This is a genomic window from Nonomuraea ferruginea (genome assembly GCF_039540635.1).
Lineage (GTDB): Bacteria > Actinomycetota > Actinomycetes > Streptosporangiales > Streptosporangiaceae > Nonomuraea > Nonomuraea ferruginea.
In genome coordinates, this window is sequence record NZ_BAABFD010000015.1 from 169,017 (window position 1) to 188,186 (window position 19,170).

Annotated in this window: 20 protein-coding genes; 9 read left to right on the top strand and 11 right to left on the bottom strand. The window is 72.8% G+C overall.

The annotated features are described in order from the left end of the window. Nucleotides 1–145: 145 nt before the first annotated feature. The gene (locus tag ABD999_RS27500) at nucleotides 146–460 is read right to left on the bottom strand and encodes a DUF3099 domain-containing protein (protein ID WP_148031376.1); all 315 of its coding nucleotides are present in this window, start codon (nucleotides 458–460) and stop codon (nucleotides 146–148) included. A 99-nt stretch (nucleotides 461–559) separates the two neighbouring features. Between ABD999_RS27500 and ABD999_RS27505 the strand changes: the two genes are divergently transcribed. Then, nucleotides 560–772, top strand: coding sequence for a dodecin (locus ABD999_RS27505; protein ID WP_148031377.1), 213 nt, complete (start codon nucleotides 560–562; stop codon nucleotides 770–772). 383 nt (nucleotides 773–1,155) lie between these two features. Here ABD999_RS27505 and ABD999_RS27510 read toward each other — a convergent pair whose 3' ends face one another. Further along, on the bottom strand, nucleotides 1,156–1,959 hold the full coding sequence (locus ABD999_RS27510) for a nucleotidyltransferase domain-containing protein (protein ID WP_271278398.1): 804 nt from the start codon (nucleotides 1,957–1,959) through the stop codon (nucleotides 1,156–1,158). A gap of 819 nt (nucleotides 1,960–2,778) precedes the next feature. Between ABD999_RS27510 and ABD999_RS27515 the strand changes: the two genes are divergently transcribed. Further along, nucleotides 2,779–3,780 carry a linear amide C-N hydrolase gene (locus tag ABD999_RS27515; protein ID WP_271278397.1) on the top strand — a complete coding sequence of 334 codons (1,002 nt, stop codon included), beginning with the start codon at nucleotides 2,779–2,781 and terminating at the stop codon, nucleotides 3,778–3,780. Here the strand turns inward: ABD999_RS27515 and ABD999_RS27520 are convergent. Both ABD999_RS27520 and ABD999_RS27525 read right to left on the bottom strand, forming a co-directional pair. After that, nucleotides 3,764–5,134, bottom strand: coding sequence for a metallopeptidase TldD-related protein (locus tag ABD999_RS27520; protein ID WP_271278396.1), 1,371 nt, complete (start codon nucleotides 5,132–5,134; stop codon nucleotides 3,764–3,766). The genes ABD999_RS27515 and ABD999_RS27520 overlap by 17 nt on opposite strands. Further along, nucleotides 5,131–6,624, bottom strand: coding sequence for a TldD/PmbA family protein (locus ABD999_RS27525; protein WP_271278395.1), 1,494 nt, complete (start codon nucleotides 6,622–6,624; stop codon nucleotides 5,131–5,133). Before ABD999_RS27525 ends, ABD999_RS27520 begins: the two co-directional genes overlap by 4 nt. A 77-nt stretch (nucleotides 6,625–6,701) precedes the next feature. Here ABD999_RS27525 and fabG point away from each other — a divergent pair, with 77 nt between their 5' ends. Then, nucleotides 6,702–7,397 (top strand): 3-oxoacyl-ACP reductase FabG, encoded by a 696-nt coding sequence (gene fabG, locus ABD999_RS27530; protein WP_148031381.1) that lies wholly within the window; start codon nucleotides 6,702–6,704, stop codon nucleotides 7,395–7,397. Between the two features lies 1 nt (nucleotide 7,398). Next, complete coding sequence (gene fabI / locus ABD999_RS27535) at nucleotides 7,399–8,163, top strand: enoyl-ACP reductase FabI (RefSeq protein WP_148031382.1); 765 nt, start codon at nucleotides 7,399–7,401, stop codon at nucleotides 8,161–8,163. 3 nt (nucleotides 8,164–8,166) lie between these two features. On the opposite strand, the gene ABD999_RS27540 is transcribed toward fabI, so the two are convergent. Both ABD999_RS27540 and ABD999_RS27545 read right to left on the bottom strand, forming a co-directional pair. Then, nucleotides 8,167–9,048, bottom strand: coding sequence for a hypothetical protein (locus ABD999_RS27540; RefSeq protein ID WP_271278394.1), 882 nt, complete (start codon nucleotides 9,046–9,048; stop codon nucleotides 8,167–8,169). A 124-nt stretch (nucleotides 9,049–9,172) separates the two neighbouring features. After that, nucleotides 9,173–10,120: an aldo/keto reductase gene (locus tag ABD999_RS27545; RefSeq protein WP_271278393.1), complete on the bottom strand. Its 948-nt coding sequence runs from the start codon at nucleotides 10,118–10,120 to the stop codon at nucleotides 9,173–9,175. A gap of 65 nt (nucleotides 10,121–10,185) precedes the next feature. Between ABD999_RS27545 and ABD999_RS27550 the strand changes: the two genes are divergently transcribed. From ABD999_RS27550 to mshC, 5 genes are read left to right on the top strand one after another with little or no spacing between them, the layout of a single operon-like run. Next, a complete protein-coding gene (locus tag ABD999_RS27550) occupies nucleotides 10,186–10,872 on the top strand; it encodes a histidine phosphatase family protein (RefSeq protein WP_271278392.1) in 687 nt (228 codons plus the stop codon). A 9-nt stretch (nucleotides 10,873–10,881) separates the two neighbouring features. Continuing rightward, on the top strand, nucleotides 10,882–11,430 hold the full coding sequence (locus tag ABD999_RS27555; RefSeq protein WP_219545751.1) for a DUF3090 domain-containing protein: 549 nt from the start codon (nucleotides 10,882–10,884) through the stop codon (nucleotides 11,428–11,430). Next, the gene (locus ABD999_RS27560; RefSeq protein ID WP_271278391.1) at nucleotides 11,427–12,191 is read left to right on the top strand and encodes an SCO1664 family protein; all 765 of its coding nucleotides are present in this window, start codon (nucleotides 11,427–11,429) and stop codon (nucleotides 12,189–12,191) included. The genes ABD999_RS27555 and ABD999_RS27560 overlap by 4 nt, the downstream gene beginning before the upstream one ends. Nucleotides 12,192–12,214: 23 nt before the next feature. Further along, nucleotides 12,215–12,865 (top strand): NRDE family protein, encoded by a 651-nt coding sequence (locus tag ABD999_RS27565; RefSeq protein WP_271278390.1) that lies wholly within the window; start codon nucleotides 12,215–12,217, stop codon nucleotides 12,863–12,865. A 10-nt stretch (nucleotides 12,866–12,875) separates the two neighbouring features. After that, complete coding sequence (gene mshC, locus ABD999_RS27570; RefSeq protein ID WP_271278389.1) at nucleotides 12,876–14,099, top strand: cysteine--1-D-myo-inosityl 2-amino-2-deoxy-alpha-D-glucopyranoside ligase; 1,224 nt, start codon at nucleotides 12,876–12,878, stop codon at nucleotides 14,097–14,099. Here mshC and ABD999_RS27575 read toward each other — a convergent pair. The 5 genes from ABD999_RS27575 to ABD999_RS27595 are packed head-to-tail and all read right to left on the bottom strand — an operon-like array spanning nucleotide 14,096 to nucleotide 19,170. Continuing rightward, nucleotides 14,096–15,055: a UDP-glucuronic acid decarboxylase family protein gene (locus tag ABD999_RS27575; protein WP_271278388.1), complete on the bottom strand. Its 960-nt coding sequence runs from the start codon at nucleotides 15,053–15,055 to the stop codon at nucleotides 14,096–14,098. The genes mshC and ABD999_RS27575 overlap by 4 nt on opposite strands. After that, nucleotides 15,052–15,927, bottom strand: a complete 876-nt coding sequence (locus tag ABD999_RS27580; RefSeq protein WP_271278387.1) for a glycosyltransferase family 9 protein — start codon at nucleotides 15,925–15,927, stop codon at nucleotides 15,052–15,054. Before ABD999_RS27580 ends, ABD999_RS27575 begins: the two co-directional genes overlap by 4 nt. Next, nucleotides 15,918–16,592 (bottom strand): SDR family oxidoreductase, encoded by a 675-nt coding sequence (locus ABD999_RS27585; protein WP_271278386.1) that lies wholly within the window; start codon nucleotides 16,590–16,592, stop codon nucleotides 15,918–15,920. Before ABD999_RS27585 ends, ABD999_RS27580 begins: the two co-directional genes overlap by 10 nt. Further along, nucleotides 16,589–18,625 carry a PfkB family carbohydrate kinase gene (locus ABD999_RS27590; protein WP_345482957.1) on the bottom strand — a complete coding sequence of 679 codons (2,037 nt, stop codon included), beginning with the start codon at nucleotides 18,623–18,625 and terminating at the stop codon, nucleotides 16,589–16,591. Before ABD999_RS27590 ends, ABD999_RS27585 begins: the two co-directional genes overlap by 4 nt. Beyond that, nucleotides 18,622–19,170: a D-sedoheptulose-7-phosphate isomerase gene (locus tag ABD999_RS27595; RefSeq protein ID WP_148031393.1), complete on the bottom strand. Its 549-nt coding sequence runs from the start codon at nucleotides 19,168–19,170 to the stop codon at nucleotides 18,622–18,624. The genes ABD999_RS27590 and ABD999_RS27595 overlap by 4 nt, the downstream gene beginning before the upstream one ends.

Genomic DNA, 19,170 nt, shown 5'->3' on the forward strand with positions numbered 1-19,170 from the left:
GGGTGGTTACGGGGGCAAACCACCCGGCGTCGCTTCATCGGCGTTCCGACGGGGGCCCGGAACGCCGGCACCAGCACTCCGACGGGGGACCGGAGCGCTTGGCTAAAGCGTACACCTACAACCCGTGGGATGCGTCAAGACTTAGTCACGACCCGATCTCGCGTCGGTGCATCGGTATCTCGCTTTGGTTAGCTTCCGGGGTCTGAAAGGTGGGAGGTGGGGCGTCCTTGCCACGCTCATTGGCCCCGATAACCGCTATGTACGGCAAAAAGACCGCACCGGCGATGAACAGCAGCTTGTACGGCCACGGCAGCGGCACCACCACCGCCAGGATCAGGCAGATCGTGCGGATGCCCATCTTGATGAGGTAGCTCCGCTCCCGGCGCCGGATGTCGGTGCTCAGCGAAGGCCTGGCGTCCGTGACCGTGTGGACCGCCTGCTTCCTGCGCCAACTCCTCATACCCCCCACGTTAGACCTCGGACGGGCCGGCGGCGACAGCGCCCCTGGACGGCACTATGGGTCATGCGATCATGGCCTTGGAGTAAGGAGGATTCGGAGATGACGGATCGTACGTACCGCGTGACCGAGATCGTCGGCACCTCGCATGAGAGCGTCGACCAGGCCATCCGCAACGGCATCAGGCGGGCCTCGCAGACCCTGCGCCACCTCGACTGGTTCGAGGTGACCGAGGTGCGCGGCCACATCGACGCGGGCGAGGTGGCCCACTTCCAGGTCGGCATGAAGGTCGGCTTCCGCCTGGAGGACAGCTAGCACCGTCGAGCCCCCGCGGCTCGACGGCCGCGGGCGATGCGACGGGACAGCGGACGCCACCCGGCCGGGTAGGACGGGCGAGCCCTCGCGGCTCGACGGCCGTGGGCGATCAGCGACGAGACGGCGGACGCCACCCGCCCGCGGAACCGCTCGTCCTGACTGGCTTACAGATCGAGCGCGCCCCGGGCCTCCACCGCCGGCTCACCGGCGGAGCGCGTCCCGGGTTCCGTCATCAGCTCACCGGCGGGCGCGTCCCGGGTTTCCCTGCCAGCTCAACAGCCGAACGTGCCCAAGGTCTCCGCCATCAGCTCACCGGCGGAGCGCGTCTGGGGGTTTCCGCCGCCGGCTCATGGGCGGAGCGCGTCCTGGGTTCCGCTATCGACTCACCGGTGGAGCGCGTCCCGCGTCTCCGCCACCAGTTCACGCGCCGCGTCCACCGCCGTGGCCAGCGACTCCGGGGTCTCGCCCAGGCCGCCGAGCAGCGCGCGGGCCCGGCGGCCGAACCCGGCGGGGGCGCCCGGCAGTGTCTCCGCGACCGCCAGTGCGCCCTTCTCGTTGAGACACCACCGCCGCTCGGCCGCGAACAGCGCCTGCACCAGCACGCCGACCGCCCGCGACAGGCAGAGCGCGACGTAGAGGGTGTCCGCCCTGCCCACGCCCTTGCCCGCCACCTCCACCAGGAACCCGGCCTCCTCGGCCGCCCTCATCAGCGACTCCCGCAACCGCTCCGGGTACACGGCGGCCTCCCGCCGCAGCCGTCCCAGCTCCCCGTGCGGATCGGCGAGTATCGCGCCGAGCGCCACCTCACCCGCGTAACACGGCGACCAGAACCCCAGCGGATGCCCCACCTGGACGCCCACCTCGTAGCGGCCCTCCCGGCAGTCCTCCCACACGCGCCGCACCCGGTCGACGTCGCGCAGGATCCAGTCCACCGCCACGCCGCCGACCTCCAGCCACGCCCCGCCGTCCACCCACGGCCCCCACCCGCCCGGCCCGGCCACCTCGACCCCGGGCCCCGCGAGCTTCCGCAGCCCTTCCACGTCGAGCGGCGCCCGATAGTAGACGCCCAGATCCCAGTCGGACTCCGGCCGGTGCTCCCCACGCGCCCGGCTGCCGCCCAGCAGCACCCCCACCACCCCCGGCACCTCGACCAGCCGCCCCGCCATCTCCGCCACAACGGTCCGCACCGCCCACCCTCCCCATCCGGCATGGTCATCCAAGATCAAATAGTGCCCATCCTACGTCCGCCCTGACACCACCCCACCCGCCCCTCAACCAGCCTCCGGCGCCCGCCACCCGCAGGCCGCAATGGCGCCCCCACCGTCCCAACCCCGTCGACTACCGCTCTGCCGCCACCGGCAATGGCGGCGATCGGTTTCGGATCCCCGTAGGGACGCATCGAGGCGGGACGGCGGCGGTCGCCCCTCCGGCGGAAAGGGCGGGCATAAGGTCGGTGACCATCGGGCGTAGCCGGCCGTCGTACCGATGGCGCTGCCTCGGCGGCCACCACCGCGCGGCGGCGCCCGCGCAACCGCGGTGCCGGCGGACAACGCCGGTCCCGCACCACCGGCCTGCCCGCGTGGGCGCTCGACGCGCTGGCGGGTCGGCCGATAGCCACCTCCGTCGGCCGCACCTCCGTCGGCCGTCCGGCCGCCGCGGCACCGGCCGCATCACGTGCCGACCCGCTACGCGATCGAGGGACCTCGTCGGGCCGGGGGCGGCCCCTCGTCCGCGGTGGGCGTCAGGGGGGCGGAAGCGGCCTCTCCTCATTCACGGTGGGCGGTCAGGGGGCGGAAGCGGCCTCTCCTCGTCCGAGGTGGGCGTCAGGAGAGCGGAAGCGGCCTCTCATCCACGGCGGGCGTCGGGGTGGGATTCACGCGACTCGACGACCGGGGGCGTCAGGGGGCGGATCCGGTCGCTCCAGCCATGCCTCTCCTCGGCGGCGAACGATCACCAGAGGCTTGTAGGGGGTGACAGATGGGGGGAGTGGACGGCACACTTCGGTCATGCGCAGCCGTACCGCGGGGGTGTTGACGGCACTGCTCCTCGTCGCTTCCACAGTGGCGTGCGCGGGGGAGCCGGCGGCGCGGCGGCCCGCGGGGGAGAGCCCGGTGTTACGGCAGAACCAGGACCAGGTCGAGCGGACCGCGGGCAGCCTGCGGCGGCTGGACGACCTGCCGATGTACGAGATGACCTACCACGGCGGCTACGACGCCGAGGCGCCGCTCACCGACGAGGAACTGGCCCGCCCCGACAGCGCCTGGGCGTGCTCGCTGTTCGCCCGCGGCCCCGAGTCGGCAGGCGGCCCGGAGTTCGCCCGCAACTTCGACTGGGACCCGAACGCCGCCATGGTGGTGCACGCCAAGGCTCCCGGCGCGTACGCCTCGATCTCCGTCTCCGACGTCTCGTACGTGCTCGACGGCGGCGGGCCGGACCTGGCGGACCCTGGGCACCGGCGGCGGCTCGGCCACGCGGTGCTGCTGCCGTTCGACGGCATGAACGAGAAGGGCCTGGCCGTCGGACTGGCCCAGACGCCCGACGCCGAGCTGCCCGAACGGACGCCGGGCCGCGCGCTGGTGGGCACCACGCGCATCATCCGGCTGATGCTCGACCGGGCCGCCACCGTGGACGAGGCGATCGCGCTGATGCGCCGCTACGACGTCGAGTTCACCGGCGGGCCGCAGGTGCACTACCTGATCGCCGACCGGACCGGCCGCGCCGTCGTCGCCGAGTACGGCGGCGGCGAACTGCACGTCGTCGACGACCGGATCCTCACCAACATCACCATGGCCGGCACCAGCCCGGCCGACCGGCTGTCGGACGCCCGCTACGGCGCCCTGGCCAAGGGCGCAGGGACCGGCGCCGACGCCCTCGACCTGCTGCGCCGGGTGGCGCAGCCGCACACCCGCTGGTCGATCGTCTACGACCTGGACGACCTCACCGCCCGGCTGGTCACCGGGCAGCGGTGGAGCAGGGTGCACGAGCTGGCGATCAGCTCGCCTGGCTGACCGTCGACATGTTGAAGTCCGGCACCCGCACGGCGGGCATGACGGTGCGGGTGAAGTAGTCGCCCCACTCACGCGCCAGCGTCTGCCGGGCGCCGCCCACCTCGCTCAGCCGGCCCAGCAGGTCGACCGGGCTCTCGTTGAACCGGAAGTTGTTGACCTCGCCCACCACCTCGCCGTGCTCGACCAGGTAGACGCCGTCGCGGGTGAGCCCGGTCAGCAGCAGCGTCTGCGGGTCGACCTCGCGGATGTACCACAGACAGGTCAGCAGCAGCCCGTGCTTGGTGGAGGCGATCATGTCGTCCAGCGAGCGGCCCTCTCCGGGGCCCTTCATGATCAGGTTGTCGATGGCGGGCGTCACCGGCAGCCCGCTCAACTCGGCCGAGTAGCGGGTCTGCAGCAGCGCCTCCAGCCGCCCCTCACGGATCCAGTCGGTGGACGACAACGGCAGCCCGTTGTCGAACACCGAGCTCTGCCGGCCGGAGGAGTGCGCCGTCACGAACGGCGAGCAGGCGATACCGGCGGCCGCGGGGTCGCTGGAGAGCGTCACGGGCACCGTGGCGAGCTGCTCGCCCACCCTGGTGCCGCCGCCTGGCCTGGCGAACACCGAGCGGCCGTCCACGGCGTCCCTCGCGCCCGCGGACCAGAAGAGGTAGACCATCAGGTCGGCCACCGCCGTCGGCGGCAGCAGCGTCTCGTAGCGGCCCGCGGGCAGGTCGACCCGCGTCTTGGCCCAGTCGAGCCGCCGCGCCAGCCCGGAGTCGAGTCCGGCGACGTCCACGTCGGTGAAGTCGCGGGTGGCCACGCCGGTCCACGCCGAGCGCTTGAGGTCCTCGGACTTGGCGTTGAGCTCCAGCCTGCCGGTCGGCTGGTCGTGGCGCAGCCGCAGCCCAGCGGAGCTGCCGAGGAAGGTCGAGGTGAGCGTGTGCTCGGCGAACCCGTACAGCTTCCTGCCGCCCGACGCGGCGGCCGAGAACGCCTCGCCGAGCGCGGGCGCGAAGTCCGCGAACACGTCGATGCCGGTCGGCGGCACCGGCTCGTCCCAGGACGGGCTGGCGGGCACCCCGGACACCAGCTCGCGGGCGTCCTCGGCGGGCCGCGCGTCGCGCGCCGCCGCGTCGGCGGCGGCCACCACGTCGGCGAGCTGGTCAGGGCGGACGGCGGCGCGCGACACCACGCCGACGCCCTGACCGGCCACCGAGATCACCGTGAGCCGGCTGGAGCGCGCCACCCCGTTGGTGGTCAGCGTGTTGCCGGCGAAACGCAGGTTGGCCGTGGACTGCTCGTCGGCCAGCACCACGCACCCGTCGGCCGTGGAGAGCTCCAGCGCCTTCTCCACCATCTGCTGGGGAGTCACTTTCCGCCCTCCTGAACGGTGTTGAGTATCCGGACGTTCCTGAACAGCGCCGACGGGCAGCCGTGGCTCACCGGCGCGACCTGCCCCGGCTGGCCCTTGCCGCAGTTGAACGCGCCGCCCAGCACGTAGGTCCGGGGCCCGCCGACGGCTTCCATCGACTGCCAGAAGTCGGTCGTGGTGGCCTGGTAGGCGAAGTCGCGGACCTGCCCGGCCAGCTTCCCGTGGGAGATCCGGTACGCGCGCTGCCCGGTGAACTGGAAGTTGTAGCGCTGCATGTCGATCGACCAGCTCTTGTCGCCGACGATGAACAGCCCGCGCTCGACGCCGGCGATCAGCTCCTCGGTGTCGGGGCCGCCGGGCGCGGGCTGGAGCGACACGTTGGCCATCCGCTGGATCGGGGTGTGGCCGGGCGAGTCGGCGAACGCGCACCCGTTGGACCGGCCGAGCCCCTTCATCAGCGCCATCCGCCGGTCGAGCTGGTAACCGACCAGGACGCCGTCGCGGACGATGTCGAAGCTCTGCCCCAGCACCCCCTCGTCGTCGTAGCCGACGGTGGCCAGCCCGTGCTCGACCGTGCGGTCGCCGGTGACGTTCATCGACGGCGACCCGTACACCAGCTCGCCGAGCTGGTCGAAGGTGGCGAAGCTGGTGCCGGCGTAGGCGGCCTCGTAGCCGAGCGCCCGGTCGAGCTCGGTGGCGTGGCCGATCGACTCGTGGATGGTCAGCCACAGGTTGGACGGGTCGACCACCAGGTCGTAGTCGCCGGCCTCGACCGACGGCGCCGCCAGCTTCTCCGCCAGGTGCAGCGGCAGCGCCTCCAGCTCCGTCTGCCAGTCCCACCCCGTGCCGGTGAGGTACTCGTAGCCGCGACCCACCGGGGGCGCGATCGTGGACATGTCGTCGAAGCCGGACTCCGACGCCTTCATCGCGTTCAGGCTCGGATGGATCCGCACCCGCTGCTGCGTGGTCGTGGTGCCGGCCGTGTCGGCGTAGAACTTCTGCTCCTTGACCTGCAGCAGCCGGGCCGAGACGTGGTCGGCGCCCTTGAGCAGCCCCGCCGACCAGTCGGCCAGCAGCGCCACCTTGTCGGCCTGCGGCACCTCGAACGGGTCGATCTCGTAGGACGACACCCATGTGGCGTCGGCGTGCACCGGCTCGGGCGCGAGCTCGATCGGCTCGCGGTTGATCGGCGCGCTCACCTGCGCCACCCGGACCGCCTGCTCGGCCACCAGCGCCGCGGCCTCCGGCGTCAGCTCGATCCCGGCGGCGAAGCCCCAGGTGCCGCCCTTCACCACGCGGACGGCGTAGCCCAGGTCGTCCGCGTCGGAGGCGCCTTCGAGGCGGGCGTCGTAGAGGCTGAGCGTCTCGGCGCGGACGCGTTCCAGCCGGAAGTCGGCGTGTTCGGCGCCCAGGTCGCGGGCGCGCTGCAGGGCGGCGTCCGCGAGCCGCCGCAGCGGCAGCGCGAGGAAATCGGAGTCGATCTGGCGCATGTCCACGATCCTAACCCCGTGATCTTGTGTCCCCCGGATAAGCGGGTACCGGCGGGTAGCCGATAGCGTCTGGTGTCATGGCACGCTCTGTACTCGTCACCGGAGGCAATCGCGGCATAGGCCTCGCGATCGCCCGTGAACTCGCCGCCGCCGGCGACGCCGTCGCCGTCACCTACCGCTCGGGGGAGCCGCCGGAAGGGCTGTTCGGGGTCCGGTGCGACGTGACCAGCATGGCCGAGGTCGAGGCCGCCTTCGACAAGGTCGAGGCGGAGCAGGGCCCGGTCGAGGTCCTCGTCTCCAACGCCGGCATCACCAAGGACACCCTGCTGGCGATGATGAAGGAGGAGACCTTCACCGACGTCATCGACGCCAACCTCACCGGCGCCTACCGCGTCGCCAAGCGGGCCATCCGGCCCATGATGCGGCTCAAGCGCGGCCGCGTCATCCTCGTCTCCTCCGTGATCGGCCTGCTCGGCCAGGCCGGCCAGACCAACTACGCCGCCTCCAAGGCCGGTCTGATCGGCTTCGCCCGCTCCATGGCCCGCGAGTACGGCTCGCGCGGCATCACGGTCAACGTGGTCTCGCCCGGGTTCGTGGCCACCGACATGACGGCCGAGCTCGACACCGAGGCGATCGTCAAGAACATCCCCCTCGGGCGCCAGGCGTCTCCCGAGGAGGTCGCGCGCGTCGTCCGCTTCGTGGCGAGCGACGACGCCTCCTACATCACCGGGGCCGTGATCCCCGTCGACGGCGGTCTGGGAATGGGGCACTGACGTGGGCATACTCGAAGGCAAGCGGATCCTCGTGACGGGCGTGCTGACCGACGCGTCCATCGCGTTCTCGGTCGCCAAGCTGGCGCAGGAGGAGGGCGCGACCGTCGTCCTCACCGGGTTCGGCCGGCTGAGCCTGGTCGAGCGGATCGCCAAGCGGCTGCCCGATCCCGCTCCGGTCCTGGAGCTCGACGTGCAGGACACCGACCACCTCGACACGCTCGCCGCCCGGGTGGGCGAGCACGTCGAGGGCCTCGACGGGGTGGTCCACTCCATCGGCTTCGCCCCGCAGACGGCGCTCGGCGGCAACTTCCTCAACACCTCGTGGGAGGACGTCGCCACCGCCCTGCACGTGTCGACCTACTCCTACAAGGCGCTCGCGGTGGCCTGCCTGCCGCTCATGAAGGACGGCGGCGCGGTCGTCGGCCTCGACTTCGACGCCACCAAGGCCTGGCCGGTCTACGACTGGATGGGCGTGGCCAAGGCCGGCCTCGAGTCGTGCAACCGCTACCTCGCCCGCGACCTCGGCAAGCACGGCATCCGCGTCAACCTCGTGGCCGCCGGGCCGCTGCGCACCATGGCCGCCAAGTCGATCCCGGGCTTCAAGGAGTTCGAGGACAGCTGGCCCGACAGGGCCCCGCTCGGCTGGGACCTCGCCGACACGGTGCCGGCCGCCCGTGCCTGCGTGGCGCTGATGTCCGACTGGTTCCCGGCCACCACCGGCGAGATCGTGCACGTCGACGGCGGCGTCCACGCGATCGGCGGCTGACCCTCAGGCGAGCCGGTGCCGCCCCGCCGGCTCGAAGGGGATCGACTCGTGCTGCTCGCTCCGGCGCCTGCGCTGCTGCACCACGCGGCTGGCCAGGACCGCCGTGGCGAGCAGCACCACGGTCAGCGTGGTGCCCACCACGTCGGAGGCCTTCGCCACCGGCCGCACCACCGGCTCCCTGCCCACCTGAAGGGGCAGCTTGTCGGTGAACGGGTCCGGCCACAGCAGGTCGATGCGCAGGTCTTCGGGGTCGGCCGCCGGGTCGTCGGTGACCGGCTCCTCGCTGCCGTCGACGGAGTGCGTCTCGCGCGCGGGCGGCTGCGTCGGCCAGGTGGTGGGCGCCGCGTCCGCCTCCTCCCGGTCGTCCTCGCGGTCCCGGTCGTCCGGGTCGCGGCGGCGCTCCTCGCGCTCCCGCTCGGGCTCGGGCTCGGCCGTCGTACGGCCGGTGGTCTCGGGCGTGGGGCGGAGCGTCTCCTCCAGCAGGCCCTCGCCCTCGCAGGCGAGCCCCGGCAGGCAGACGTCGCTGAGAGGCTCGGGCAGCAGGGTCTTCTTGGGCTTGGCGGAGGGCTTGGCGTCGGCGGAAGGCTCGGCCGACGAACGCGGCGCGGCGGTCGGCACGGCCTCGCCGACGGTGCCGAGCACCTTGTCGGTGGTCTTGCCGAGTCCTTCGGTGAGAGGCTCGGTGAGCCCGCCGGTCAGCTTGTCGACCGTGCCGGTCACGGCGCCCACGGTGTCGCACAGGCCGTCGGTCAGGCCCGAGAGCAGGCCGCCCCCGCCGTGCTCGCAGTCGAGGACCTGGGCCCCCGCCGGGGCGGCGGCGACGACGGGAAGCGTCACCATCGACACCGCGAGGATCCCAGCCGAGATCGCGGTTCTGCTCCCCATCCGTCCCCTCCCGCGTCGCTTCCGAGGAAAATCCTTATGGACACAGGCCAGACGACGCAGGGTTTTTCGGGGTAAAGTTGCGATTCGGTATCGACTAGTAACACGCGAGCGAGGCTCTCGTTCGTCATTCGGGGGACGAGACGTCATCAAGGGCCTCTCGGATCTCGATCGGGAGCTCCAGGTCTTCTGCGAGCAGCGTGCCTTTGAGCTGCGAGAGCGTGCGGGCGCCGACGATCGCCGAGGCGACCCCCGGCTGGTCGCGGACCCACGACAGCGCCACCGCCGTCGCCGAGACGCCCAGCCCCTCGGCCGCCGTCACGACGGACTCGACCACGCTGCGGCTCCTGTCGTCGAGGTACGGGCGGACGAAGTCGGCGAAGTGAGGCGTGGCGGCCCGCGAGTCGGCGGGGATGCCGGTGCGGTACTTGCCGGTCAGCACCCCGCGGCCCAGCGGCGACCAGGCCAGCACGCCCACGCCCATGTGGTGGGCGGCAGGCAGCAGCTCGCGCTCGGCGTCGCGGGCCAGCAGGGAGTATTCGGTCTGCACCGAGGTGATCGGCGCCCGGCCCGGGATCACCCGCTGCGTCACCGAAGCCGCGGCGAGCTGCCAGCCGGTGTAGTCGCACACGCCCGCGTAGAGCGCCCGGCCGGAGGAGACGATGGTGTCGACCGCGGCCAGCGTCTCGTCGAGCGGGACCTCCGCGTCGTAGGTGTGCAGCTGCCACAGGTCGACGTAGTCGACCCCGAGCCGGCTCAGCGAGGCGTCGACCGCGGCGATCAGGTGGCGCCGGGAGGCGTCGCGCTGCCGGTGGCCCATCGGCGTCACCACGGCCTTGGTGGAGATCACCAGCTCCCCGCGCGGCACCTGGTCGCGCAGCAGGCGGCCGAGCACCCGCTCGGCGTCGCCGCCGGTGTAGACGTCGGCCGTGTCGACGAGGGTGCCGCCCGCGTCGAGGAACATCCCGAGCTGGGCCGCCGCGTCGTCGGCGTCGGTGTCACGCCCCCACGTCATCGTGCCGAGGCCCAGCCGGGACACCGACAGGCCGCTGCGGCCGACATAACGCTGCTCCATGATCCCGCCAGATTACCGCTCGGGGCCGTGAAACACCGCGACAGACGCCTGCGACACTTGGGTGGATGACGACGCTGCTATTGGCCCGTCACGGGCTGACCGATCTGACGGGGCCGGTCCTGGCCGGCCGCACACCTGGAGTTCACCTCAGCGACGCCGGCCGGGCGCAGGCCGCCGCGCTGGCCGAGCGGATCGCCGGCGTCCGCCTCGACGCCATCGTCTCCAGCCCGCTGGAGCGCTGCCGCGAGACCGCCGAGGCCGTCGCCGCGGGCCGCGGCCTGCCCGTCGAGACCGACGAGCGGCTGCTGGAGTGCGACTACGGCGACTGGACCGGGCGCGAGCTCAAGGAGCTGGCCAAGGATCCGCTCTGGCCGGTGGTGCAGGCCCACCCGAGCGCGGCGGTCTTCCCCGGCGGGGAGGCGATGACCGCGATGCAGTACCGGGCCGTCGCCGCCATCCGGGGCTGGAATCGACGTCTGGGGGAGAAGGCTGTCTACCTCGCGTGCAGTCACGGAGACGTGATCAAGGCGATCGTCGCGGACGCTCTGGGGCTCCACCTCGATCAGTTTCAGCGGATAACCGCTGATCCGGCCGCTCTCACCGTTATTCGCTATGCCCCCTTGCGTCCCTTTGTTCTCAAACTTAACGATATGGGGGAATTGAAGCTTTCTGAGGATTCGGAGGAGAAAGACGGGGGAGAAAACTCCACCGGGAGCGATGCCGCCGTCGGCGGCGGGCCCGGGACCACGTAAGGTCAGGCTATGCCGGTCTTCGACTACGACCCGCCGGAGAGGTTCGTGGCGGGCGCCCTCGGCCAGCCGGGCGCGCGCGCCTTCTTCCTCCAGGCCAGGGCCGAGGGCAGACTGACCACGGTCGCGCTGGAGAAACTGCAGGTGGCCGCGCTCGCGGGCAGGCTCGAAGAGCTGCTCGACGAGGTGCTGCGGCGCAGCGGAGGCACCGCCCAGGTGCCCGCCATCGCCCCCGCCGAGCTGGCCGACGAGGGCCCGCTCGACGTCCCGGTCGCCGAGGACTTCCGGGTCGGCACGATGGCGCTGGCGTGGGACCCCGAGAGGTCGCAGGTGGTCATCGAGGCCCAGGAGATGGTCGACGAGGAAGACCTCGGGGCGCCCGAGCCCGCGGTGCTGCGGGTCCGCATCAGCGCCGGCGCCGCCAGGGCCTTCACCCGGCGGGCGCTGGACATCGTCGCGGCGGGCCGCCCGCCTTGCCCGCTCTGCGGGCAGCCGCTCGACGCCGAGGGGCACGTGTGCGTACGTCTCAACGGCTACCGCGGAGGTGAGGCGGCTTCATGACCGCTCCGGAGAGCGAGCCCGCCGTCAGGCCTGCCCTCCCCTCGGCCATGGACGAGGAGGAGACGCTCAAGCTGCTCCGTGACGGCCGCCTGGAGATGGCCGGGCGCCTCGTCGAAGCCACCAACATGACCCTCTACTGCACGGTCAGGCTGGGCGAGCGCGCGGTCGCGTGCGTCTACAAGCCTGTACGCGGCGAGCGCCCGCTGTGGGACTTCCCCGACGGCACCCTCGCCGCCCGTGAGGTGGCCGCCTACGAGGTCTCCCAGGCGACCGGCTGGCACATCGTGCCGCCCACGGTCTACCGCGAGGGGCCGTTCGGGCCCGGCATGTGCCAGCTGTGGATCGACACCGAGCGCGAGATCGACCTGATGCGGCTGGTGCGCAGCCGCAACCCGGTGGTGCGCCGGATGGCCATCTTCGACGCGGTGGTCAACAACGCCGACCGCAAGGGCGGCCACCTGCTGCCCCTGCCGACCGGCCACGTCTACGGGGTCGACCACGGCGTCTGCTTCGCGGTGGAGGACAAGCTCCGCACGGTCCTGTGGCAGTGGCGGGGCAAGCCGCTGTCGCGCGAGGCGGTGGGCGTGCTGGCCAAGCTGGAGCGCGAGCTCGACTCCGGTTCGCTGGGCCGCAAGCTGCGCGACCTGCTGACGACGGCCGAGGTCGAGGCGACCTGGAAGCGGGTGCGGCGGCTGCTCGACACCGGCGTGCACCCGTACCCCTTCGAGGGCTGGCCTGCCATCCCCTGGCCACCCATCTAGAGCAGTTTTGTACGCTTTGCCGCATGTGCACGGTGATCGTGAGAACGGGTCGGCCCCTGACCCTGATGGGCATCAGGGACGAGTTCGCCGACCGCCCGTGGGAAGGCCCGGCCGAACACTGGCCCGACCATCCCGGTGTCGTCGGCGGGCGCGACCTCAAGGCGGGCGGCACCTGGCTCGCGGTCGACCGGCAGGCCCGCCGCGCCGCCGCCCTGCTGAACGGCCGCGGGCTGCCCGCCCCCGAGATCCGCAAGCTCTCTCGCGGCGACCTGCCGCTGCTCGCCGTCTCCTCCGGCGAGATGCCGGACGTCGACCTGACCCGCTACGACCCGTTCCACCTGGTGCTCGCCGGCCTGTCCGGGGCCCGCGTGTTCAGCTGGGACGGGCACCGGCTCGAAGCCGCCGAGCTGCCCGACGGCACCAGCGTGATCGTCAACACCGGGCTCGACCCCGGCCACGAGCGCGTCACCACCAACCTGCCGAGGTTCGCCGGCGACGCCGACTGGCACGAGCCGCTCCGCGACCCGCCCTCCGACGCGCCCGACGCGCTGATCGTCCGGCACGAGCTGCCCGACGGCCGCGTCTTCGCCTCCCTCAGCGTCACCCTCCTGACGCTGGCGCCGGACGGCGTGACGTACGAGTTCACCGACATGACCGCTGATCAGCACGGATAGGCTCGAAGACATGAAATCGTGGTCCGCCCCCAACGTTCCCAGGCTCCCCGGCGCGAGCGTCCCCCTGCGGCTCTACGACACCGCGTCCCGGCAGGTCCGGCAGACCGATCCCGGGCCGACCGCGAGGATGTACGTCTGCGGCATCACCCCCTACGACGCCACCCACCTCGGCCACGCCAACACCTACCTCGCCTTCGACCTGGTCGGCCGGATGTGGCGCGACGCCGGCCACACCGTGCACTACACGCAGAACGCCACCGACGTCGACGACCCGCTGCTGGAGCGGGCCGAGCAGACCGGCGTCGACTGGCAGAGCCTGGCCGAGCGCGAGATCGACCTGTTCCGCGCCGACATGGAGGCGCTGCGCATCCTGCCGCCCCGCGAGTACGTCGCCGTCACCGAGGTCGTCGACCGGGTGGCGGAGCTGATCGGCGAGCTGGCCGAGCGCGGCGTCACCTACACCCTCGACGGCGACGTCTACTTCGACGCGGCCGCCGCCCCCCGCTACGGCGAGGTCTCCGGCTACTCCCGGGAGCGGATGCTGGAGCTGTCCGCCGAGCGGGGCGGCGACCCGCAGCGGCCCGGCAAGCGGGACCCGCTCGACTGGCTGCTGTGGCGGGCCGAGCGGCCCGGCGAGCCCGCCTGGGACTCGCGGCTCGGCCGCGGCAGGCCCGGCTGGCACGTCGAGTGCACCGCGATCGCCCTCGACAACCTCGGCCCCGGCTTCGACGTGGCCGGCGGCGGCTCCGACCTGATCTTCCCGCACCACGAGTGCGGCGCATCCGAGGGGTACGCGGCCGCCGGCGAGTGGCCGTTCGCCCGCTTCTACACGCACGCCGGCATGGTCGGCCTCGACGGCGAGAAGATGTCCAAGTCGCGGGGCAACCTGGTGTTCGTCTCCAAGCTGCGGGCCGAGCACGACCCGATGGCGGTCCGGCTCGTCCTGCTGTGCAGGCACTACCGCGCCGACTGGGACTACACCCCTGACCTGCTCGCCGACGCCGAGGCCAGGCTGGAGCGCTGGCGCTCCGCCGTGGCCGTGACCGCCGGACCGCCCGCGGAGGCGTTGCTGGCCGAGGTGCGCGACCGGCTCGCCGACGACCTCGACGCCCCCGGCGCCGTGGCCGCCGTCGACCGGTGGGCCGGCGAGGCACTCGACGGCGGCGGGAGCGACCGGGCGGCGCCGGCCCTGGTCCGCGACCTGGCCGACGCCCTGCTCGGCGTGGCGCTCTAGACCGTCATCCGGGCCGGCCGGTGACCGTCCAGCTCGCGGGCGAACCACTCGATGGTGCGCCGCAGCCCTTCACCGGCCGGCACCTTCGCCGTCCATCCGAGCCGCTCGGCGGCCAGCGTGGTGTCCGGCCGGCGCACCTTCGGGTCGTCCTCCGGCCGCTCGACGAACTCGATCGGCGACGCCGACCCGGTCAGCTCCTTGATCATGGTGGCCAGGTCGAGCATGGTCAGCTCGTCCGGGTTGCCGAGGTTCACCGGGCCGTCGAAGTCGCTCTCGGCCATGGCCAGCACGCCCGACACCGTGTCGTCCACGTAGCAGATCGACCGGGTCTGCGAGCCGTCGCCGGTGACGGTGATCGGCTCGCCGGTCAGCGCCTGCCGGATGAACGTCGGGATGGCACGGCCGTCGAACGGCCGCATACGCGGACCGTACGTGTTGAAGATCCGCACGATGCCGGTGTCGGTGCCGCGCGAGTCGCGGTAGGCCGTGGTCAGCGACTCGGCGAAGCGCTTGGCCTCGTCGTAGACGCTGCGCGGCCCCACCGGGTTGACGTTCCCCCAGTACGTCTCGCGCTGCGGGTGCTCCAGCGGGTCGCCGTACACCTCGCTGGTGGACGCCAGCACGAACCTGGCCCCCTTCTCCCTGGCCAGCCCGAGCGCGTGCAGCGTGCCGACGCTGCCGACGCGCAGCGTCTCGATCGGGTATCGCAGGTAGTCGGCCGGCGAGGCGGCCGAGGCGAAGTGCAGCACCAGATCCACGTGACCGGCGACGTGCACGTAGCCGGTCAGGTCGCACTCGATGATGCGGAACGACGGACGGTCGACCAGGTGTTCCACGTTGCGCGGCCCGCCGGTGAGGAAGCTGTCCATGCACACCACGTCAGCCCCCCGGTCCAGCAGCCGCTCACACAGGTGGGAGCCGAGGAACCCGGCTCCTCCGGTGACCAGCGCCCTCATGACGTGACCTCCATCGCGGCGTCGACGACCTCGGATACCTCGATCTTCAGCAGGCCCGGGTCCGGCTGGTCGCCGTGCGGGTCCCCCCGGCTGCCCGCCCACAGCGCCACGTGCCGCCACCCGGGCGGCGGCCCCCACTGCGCCGGGGAGACCGGCCCGAACAGCACCACCGACGGCACGCAGAACGCGGTCGCCAGATGGCCCACGCCGGTGTCGCCGCACACCACCAGGCGCGCCCTGCTCACCAGCTCGATAAGCTCGGCCAGGTCGGTGCGCCCGGCGAGCACCCGATCCGCCGGCAGCCCGGCCAGCTCGGCCACCCTCCTGGCCAGCCCGGCCTCCTCGGCGCTGCCGGTGACGACCACGTCGTCGTCCAGCAGCGCCGCCACCTTCGCGAACCGCTCCGGCGGCCAGCGCCTGGCCGGATAGGCGGCGCCGGGATGCACGATCGCCGGCCCCGTACGGTCGGAGACGCCGAGCGTCAGGTCCTGCGGGTCGGCCGGGATGCCGTACCACCTCAGCAGGTCGCACCAGCGCCGCACCTCGTGCACGCCGTCCTGCCACGGCGGGCCGGTCTCGTAGCTGATCAGCCGTCCCGGCTCGGTACGGCGCAGCGCCTCGATGCTCTGCGGGCCCCGGCCGTGCAGGTTGACCGCCAGGTCCGGCCGCTCGAACGGCACCGGGCCGGGCCCGGACACGTCGATCTGCTCGTCCACCGCGCCGGTGAACGGCAGCAGCGGGCCGAGATAGGCCGGGGTGGCGAGCGTGATCCGGTGCTCCGGATGCGCCTGGCGCAGCGCGCGCAGCGCGGGCACGGCCGTGAGCAGGTCGCCCAGCCCCAGCCCGCGCAGCACCAGGAGTTCTAGGGCCATGATGTCTCCGTGTCCGGGCAGACGACGAGTTCCCTGATCTCGCAGCCGACCGGCCTGCCCAGCGCGAACACGATCGCCTGGGCGACGTCCGCGGGGTCGTTCAGCCCCGCCTCCGGGCCGGGCTTGTACTGCTCGGGCCGGCCGTCGAAGAAGCCCGTCCGCATGCCGCCCGGCACCAGCAGGGTGACCCCCACCTCGCCGCGCAGCTCGACCGCCAGCGCCCGGGTCAGCCCGACCACGCCGAACTTCGACGCGCTGTAGGCCGAGGCGTCGCTCAGCGGGCGCAGCCCGAGCGTGGACGCGCAGGTGACGATCCGGCCGCGCGACCTCTTCAGGTACGGGAGCGCGGCCCGCACGACGGAGGCCGTGCCGAGCAGGTTGACCTTGACCACCTGCTCCCAGTCGTCGGCGGGCACGTCCTCCAGCCGCCCGCACCGGTCGATGCCCGCCGCGGTGACGACCGCGTCCAGCCCGCCGGCCCGCTCGGCCAGCTCGCGGACCGCGCGCTCGGCCTGCTCCCGATCGGCCAGGTCCGCGGTGGCGTGCTCGAAGCGCTGGCTCGGCTCGCGCACGTCGACGACGAACGATCGCCAGCCCTCCTTCTCGACCGCTTCCGCGGTGGCCAGGCCGAGGCCCGAGGCGCCCCCCGTGATCAGTACGTTCATCGGATCTCCTTGATCAGATTGGTTGTCGAACGTCCCGGCAGCAGGTCCAGCACCACCGTCTCGGCGCCGATGCCGGCCAGGACCTCGGATTCGGGCAGCGTGCCGCCCTCGTAGTCGCCGCCCTTCACCCACACGTCGGGGCGGAGCAGCTCGATCGCGCGGACCGGAGTGCCCTCGTCGAACACCAGCACCGCGTCCACGCAGCTCAGCGCGCGCAGGACCTCGACCCGGTCGGTCACGTCCACGATCGGGCGCGACGGGCCCTTGAGCCTGCGCACGGACTCGTCGGAGTTGACGCACACGACCAGCGCGTCACCGAGCGCGCGGGCCCGCCGCAGCAGGCTGACGTGCCCGGCGTGCAGCAGGTCGAAGCAGCCGCCGGTGGCGATCAGCCGGCCGCCGGACGCCCGGACCAGCTCGGCCACCTCGACGGCGGTGCGCGGCCGGTCGCCCAGCTCCTGCTCCTGGACGCGGACGGCGGCCGCGCCGCCGCCGGCGACGAACCGCGAGGCCTCGCCGACGCCCGTGATCACCGCCTCCGCCACGCCGGCCCCGGCCCGCATCGCGAGCGCCGCGGCCCCGGCCAGCCGGTCGCCCGCGCCGCACGGGTCCTGGCCGCTCGCCCGGACCGGCGCAGGGATCTTGAGCATCGTGCCGTCGGCCAGCGCCAGGGACGCGCCCCCGGCGCCCCGGGTGACCACGACCGCGCCGGCGTCCAGCTCCTCCCGGATGGCGCGTGCCGCCCGGTCGGCGCCCGGGAACTCGCCCGGGCACAGCAACCTGGCCTCGGCCTCGCTCGGCGTGATCAGCGCGCATCCCCGGGGCGGCCGGACGCCTCTCGGGTGCGGATCCCACACCACAGGCGCCGCACAGCCGCGCAACAACTCGCGCGCCACCGCCGCCACCCCCCGTCCGTAATCCGCCACCAGCACCGCCCCCGCTGCGGCAACCACCTCAACCGCCCGCGCATACCCATCCCCAGCGGCCAAATGTCCCCCTACGACGGCCGTATCCACGCCCTCGGCCGTCACGCCCTGGACACCGGCATCCGGCCCGAACTCCCCCATGTGTCGTTCGGCACCACTGACGCTTCCGCCTGCGGCGGTCACGTCCTTGTCGCGCGTGTTTGCCTTAGCGGCGGTTGGGTCCGATTCCGGCGTGTGTGGGTTGGCGGCACTCGCGCTTCCGCTTGCGGCGGTCAGTTCGGTGTCGCGCACGCTTCTGTTGGTGGCGGTTGGGCCCCCTTCCCGGGTGTGTCGGTCGGCGGTCGTGTTTCCGCCTGTGACGATCACGTCTGCGTCGCGGGCGTTTCCCTTCGCGAGAATTTGGTCCGGCTCCGGGGTGTGTGGGTCGGTGGTCGTGTTTCCGCCTGCGGCGGTCACGTCCGCGTCGCGGGCGTTTCCGTTGGCGGCGGTTGGGTTCGGTTCCGGCTTGTGCGGGTCGGAGGTGGTCACGTTCGCGTGCTGCGGATATTCGCCTGCGGCGATTGTGTGGCTGTCCGTGTCTTGTGTGTGGTCTTCGGTGGGCAGGGCGTGGTGGTCGAAGGGGTCAGGGTGCGCGTCTCTGGTCTCGGGGGCTTCTCGCGGTGGGACTTCGTCCTGGTGGGCGGGTCCGGTCGTGGGCGCGGCTGGGAAGGGTGGGGCGGTTCCGTCGCCGGTGTCCAGGCGCAGGAGTGTCTGGCCTCCGGCTCGTACGCGGGTCTTGCGTACGGTCTCGCCACGCAGCGGGAGTCGTACCAGCTCCAGTTCGGCCGACAGCAGCCCGCACAGGCGGCGCCCAGCCGGGTCGTCGCCGATCGCGGTGATCAGCACCACGTCGGCGCCGTCACGGGCGGCGAGCAGCGCCGCCAGCCCCGCCCCGCCGGGACGGGCGTGCTCGGCCGTCACGTCGACCACCGGCACCGGCGCGTCCGGGCAGAGCCGCACGGCTTCGCCGTCGACGTCCACGTCCAGCAGCGTGTCGCCGATCACGACCAGCGGACCCGGCGGCGGGGGACCGCGATGGACGTCCCGGTCCCGCCGTGGATCCGTCACAGGGCCTCCTCGGCCGCGTCGCAGAGCATGTGGATCATGGCGAGGTGCACCTCCTGCACCGTGGCCGTCTCGTCGGCGGGCACGGCGACCGCGTCGTCGCACAGGTCGGCGAGCGGGTTCGGCGCGGGCCCGGTCAGCGCCCACGACAGGATTCCGCGCTCCTGGGCGGCCCGCGCCGCGGCCAGCACGTTGGCGCTGCGGCCACTGGTCGACAGGCAGATCAGCACGTCGCCCGGACGGCCGTGCGCGTGCACCTGGCGGGCGTAGATCTCGTCCGCGCCGAAGTCGTTGGCGATCGCGGTGAGCGACGAGGTGTCGGCGTGCAGCGGGATCGCCGCGTACGGCGACCGGTCGGCGCGGAACCGGCCGACCAGCTCGGCCGTCAGGTGCTGGGCCTCGGCCGCCGACCCGCCGTTGCCGCAGGCCAGCAGCCTGCCCCCGGCCGCGAGCACGCCCCCGAGCTTGCCGCCCCAGGCGCGGATCGTGGTGGCGTGGTCGTCGACCCTGGTCAGGGCCGTGCGGAGCTTCTCCAGATGCGTGTCCAT